The sequence below is a fragment of the Pseudomonas sp. JV245A genome, from assembly GCF_032424515.1.
In the GTDB taxonomy this organism is placed as follows: Bacteria; Pseudomonadota; Gammaproteobacteria; order Pseudomonadales; family Pseudomonadaceae; genus Aquipseudomonas; species Aquipseudomonas protegens.
This window is the reverse complement of record NZ_VYKE01000267.1, coordinates 1-3941: the sequence shown is the minus strand read 5'-3', so window position 1 is coordinate 3941 and position 3941 is coordinate 1. Positions and strand designations below refer to the sequence as shown.

1 protein-coding gene is annotated in these 3941 nt (G+C 67.2%); it reads left to right on the top strand.

Annotated features, from left to right (window positions below; translation table 11 throughout):
• A partial coding sequence (locus F6S12_RS30210) for a condensation domain-containing protein (protein WP_315869722.1) occupies positions 1 to 3941 on the top strand: 3941 nt, incomplete at both ends.

Genomic DNA, 3941 nt, shown 5'->3' with positions numbered 1-3941 from the left:
GTTCGCCACCGATGGCGGGCGCCTGTATCGCACCGGGGACCTGGTGCGCCAGTGCGCCGACGGCCAGGTGGAATACATCGGCCGGGTGGACCATCAGGTGAAGATTCGCGGTTTCCGCATCGAGCTGGGGGAAATCGAAACCCGCCTGCTGGATCATCCGGCCGTGCGTGAAGCGGTGGTGCTGGCCTTGGATACCCCGGCCGGCAAGCAGCTGGCCGGCTATTTGGTCAGCGAAGTGGCCGAGCACAACGAGGTGCAGCAGGCCAACCTGCGGGAAGCCCTCAAGCAGCAGCTGAAAACCCAGCTGCCGGACTACATGGTGCCGACCCACCTGATCCTGCTCGGCAGCATGCCGTTGACCGCCAACGGCAAGCTCGACCGCCGGGCCCTGCCATTGCCGGACCCGGAGCTCAACCGCCAGCAGTACGTGGCGCCGAGCAACGAGCTGGAACAGACCCTGGCCAGGGTCTGGGGCGAAGTGCTGAACGTGCAGCAAGTGGGCCTCAACGACAACTTCTTCGAACTGGGGGGCGACTCGATCCTGTCGATCCAGGTGGTCAGCCGCGCCCGCCAGTTGGGGATTCACTTCACCCCGCGGGACCTGTTCCAGCACCAGACGGTGCAAACCCTGGCGCGGGTTGCCAGCCACACTCAGCGCGTCAGCGCCGAGCAGGGCCAGCTCAGTGGCGAAGCGCCGCTGACGCCGATCCAGCACTGGTTCTTCGACAGCCGCATTCCCCAGCCGCAGCACTGGAACCAGGCCTTGTTGCTGGAACCGCTGGGCACCCTGGATGCGTCGTTGCTGGAGCAAGCCCTGCTGGCGGTGCTGGAGCAACACGACGCCCTGCGCCTGCGTTTCTCTCAGGCAGGCGGGCAGGCAGGCGGGCAGTGGCGCGCCGAGTACCTGCCGCTGTCCGACGCACCCTTGCTGTGGCAGGTGCGGGTGCCGTCCATGGACACCTGCGAGGCGCTGTTCGCCGATGCCCAGCGCAGCCTCGACCTGGAACACGGGCCGCTGCTGCGGGCGGTGCTGGTGGACGGCCCTGAAGGCGAGCAACGCCTGTTGCTGGCCATCCACCACCTGGTGGTGGACGGTGTGTCCTGGCGCGTGCTGCTGGAAGATTTGCAAAACGCCTATCGTCAGTTGCAAGCCGGAAAGGCCCTGAACCTGCCGGCCAAGACCAGTGCCCTGCGGGACTGGTCGAGCCGCCTGCAAGCCTATGCCGGCAGCGAGTCCCTGCGTGAAGAGCTGAGCTGGTGGCAGCAGCAACTGGCCGGCCCGGCCGCGCAACTGCCGGGGCTCAAGGCCACTGGCAGCCAGCAGCATCAACAGGCTCAAAGCCACAGCGTGACCCTGGATGCCGAGCGCACCCGGCAACTGCTGCAACAGGCGCCGGCGGCCTACCGTACCCAGGTCAACGACCTGCTGCTGACCGCCCTGGCCCGGGTGCTGTGCCGCTGGAGCGGGCAGCCTTCGGCCCTGGTGCAACTGGAAGGCCACGGCCGCGAGGCGCTGTTCGACGAGATCGACCTGACCCGCACCGTCGGCTGGTTCACCAGCGCCTATCCACTGCGCCTGACCCCGTTGCAGGTGGAAGAAGCGGCCGGGCAGGGCGCCTCGATCAAGGCCATCAAGGAACAACTGCGGGCCGTGCCGCACAAGGGCCTGGGTTATGGCGTGCTGCGCTACCTGGCGGATGAAAGCTGCCGCGAGGCCCTGGCGGCGCTGCCGCTGGCGCCGGTGACCTTCAACTACCTGGGGCAGTTCGACCAGAGCTTCGGCGCCGACGCCTTGCTGCGCCCGCTGGATGAATCCGTGGGCCCGGCCCATGCACCGGAAGCACCGTTGCCCAACGAACTGAGCATCGACAGCCAGGTGTATGGCGGCGAGCTGGTGCTGCGCTGGACCTACAGCAGCGAACGTTTCGACGCCGAGCTGATCGGCGAGCTGGCGGACGCCTACCTGGGCGAGCTGCACAGCCTGATCGCCCATTGCCTGAAGGACGATGCCGGTGGCCTGACGCCGTCGGACTTCCCCCTGGCGCGCCTGACCCAGGCCCAGCTAGATGGCCTGCCGGTACCGGCGGCGCAGATCGAAGACGTCTACCCGCTGACCCCGATGCAGGAGGGCATGCTGTTGCACACCCTGTTGGAGCCGGGCACCGGCCTGTATTACATGCAGGACCGCTACCGCATCAACAGCGAACTGGACCCGGAGCGTTTCGCCCAGGCCTGGCAGGCGGTGGTGGCGCGCCACGAAGCCTTGCGCGCGTCTTTTTGCTGGAACGTCGGCGAAGACATGCTGCAGGTTATCCACAAGCCGGGCCGCACCCCGATCGAGTTTCTCGACTGGAGCGCGGTGCCCGAGGCCGAGCAGGAAGCCAAGCTGCAAGCCCTGCACAAACAGGAGCGTGAGGCCGGCTTCGATCTGCTCAACCAGGCGCCGTTCCACCTGCGGCTGATCCGCGTTGGTGCGGCCCGTTACTGGTTCATGATGAGCAACCACCACATCCTCATCGATGCCTGGTGCCGCTCGCTGCTGATGAACGACTTCTTCGAGATCTACACCGCCCTCGGTGAAGGTCGCGAGGCGCAACTGGCGGTGCCACCGCGTTACCGCGACTACATCGGCTGGCTGCAACACCAGAGCCTGTCCGAGGCGCGGCAGTGGTGGCGGCAGAACCTTGAGGGCTTTGAACGCACCACGCCGATCCCCAGCGACCGGCCGTTCCTGCGCGAACACGCCGGCGACAGCGGCGGCATGACAGTCGGCGACTGCTACACCCGCCTGGATGCCCGGGACGGCGCGCAACTGCGGGAACTGGCGCAACAGCACCAGCTCACCGTCAACACCTTCGCCCAGGCGGCCTGGGCCCTGGTGCTGCGGCGCATGAGCGGCGATCGCGACGTATTGTTCGGGGTCACCGTGGCCGGGCGCCCGGTGGAAATGCCGGAGATGCAACGCACCGTCGGCCTGTTCATCAACAGCATCGCCCTGCGGGTCAAGCTGCCCCAGGACGGTGAGCGCTGCAGCGTGCGCCAGTGGCTCAGCGCCTTGCTCGACAGCAACATGCAGCTGCGCGAATACGAGTACCTGCCGCTGGTGGCGATCCAGGAAACCAGCGAACTGCCCAAGGGCCAGCCGCTGTTCGACAGCCTGTTCGTGTTCGAGAACGCGCCGGTGGAAGTCTCGGTGCTGGACCGCGCCCAGAGCCTGAACGCCAGTTCGGATTCCGGCCGTACCCACACCAACTTCCCGATCACCGCGGTGTGCTACCCGGGGGATGACCTGGGCCTGCACCTGTCCTACGACCAGCGCTACTTCGAGCAGGCGACCATCGAGCGCATGCTCGGCGAGTTCAAGCGCCTGCTGCTGGCGCTGATGCAGGGCTTTCATGGCGACATGGCCGAACTGCCGCTGCTGGGTGAAGAGGAGCAGGACTTCCTGCTGGCCGGCTGCAACCAGAGCGAGCATGAGTACCCGCTGGAGCGCAGCTACGTGGAACTGTTCGAGGCCCAGGTGGCGGCTCATCCGCAACGCATTGCCGCCAGCTGCCTGGACCAGCGTTACAGCTATGCCGAGTTGAACCGCTGCAGCAACCGCTTGGGTCATGCCTTGATCGCCAACGGCGTGGGCTTTGATCAGCCGGTGGCCCTGCTGGCCGAGCGCGGCCTGGAACTCTTGGGCATGATCATCGGCAGCTTCAAGGCCGGGGCCGGCTACCTGCCCCTGGACCCGGGCCTGCCGGGCCAGCGCCTGGGCCGTATCATCGAGCTCAGCCGCACGCCGATCCTGGTCTGCACCGCGGCCTGCCGCGAACAGGCCCAGGCCCTGCTGGACGAGTTCGGCTGTGCCGGGCGTCCGCGGCTGCTGGTCTGGGAAGAGCTGCAAGCCGCCGGGCATGCCGAGAGCAACCCGGGCCGCTACAGCGCGCCGGACA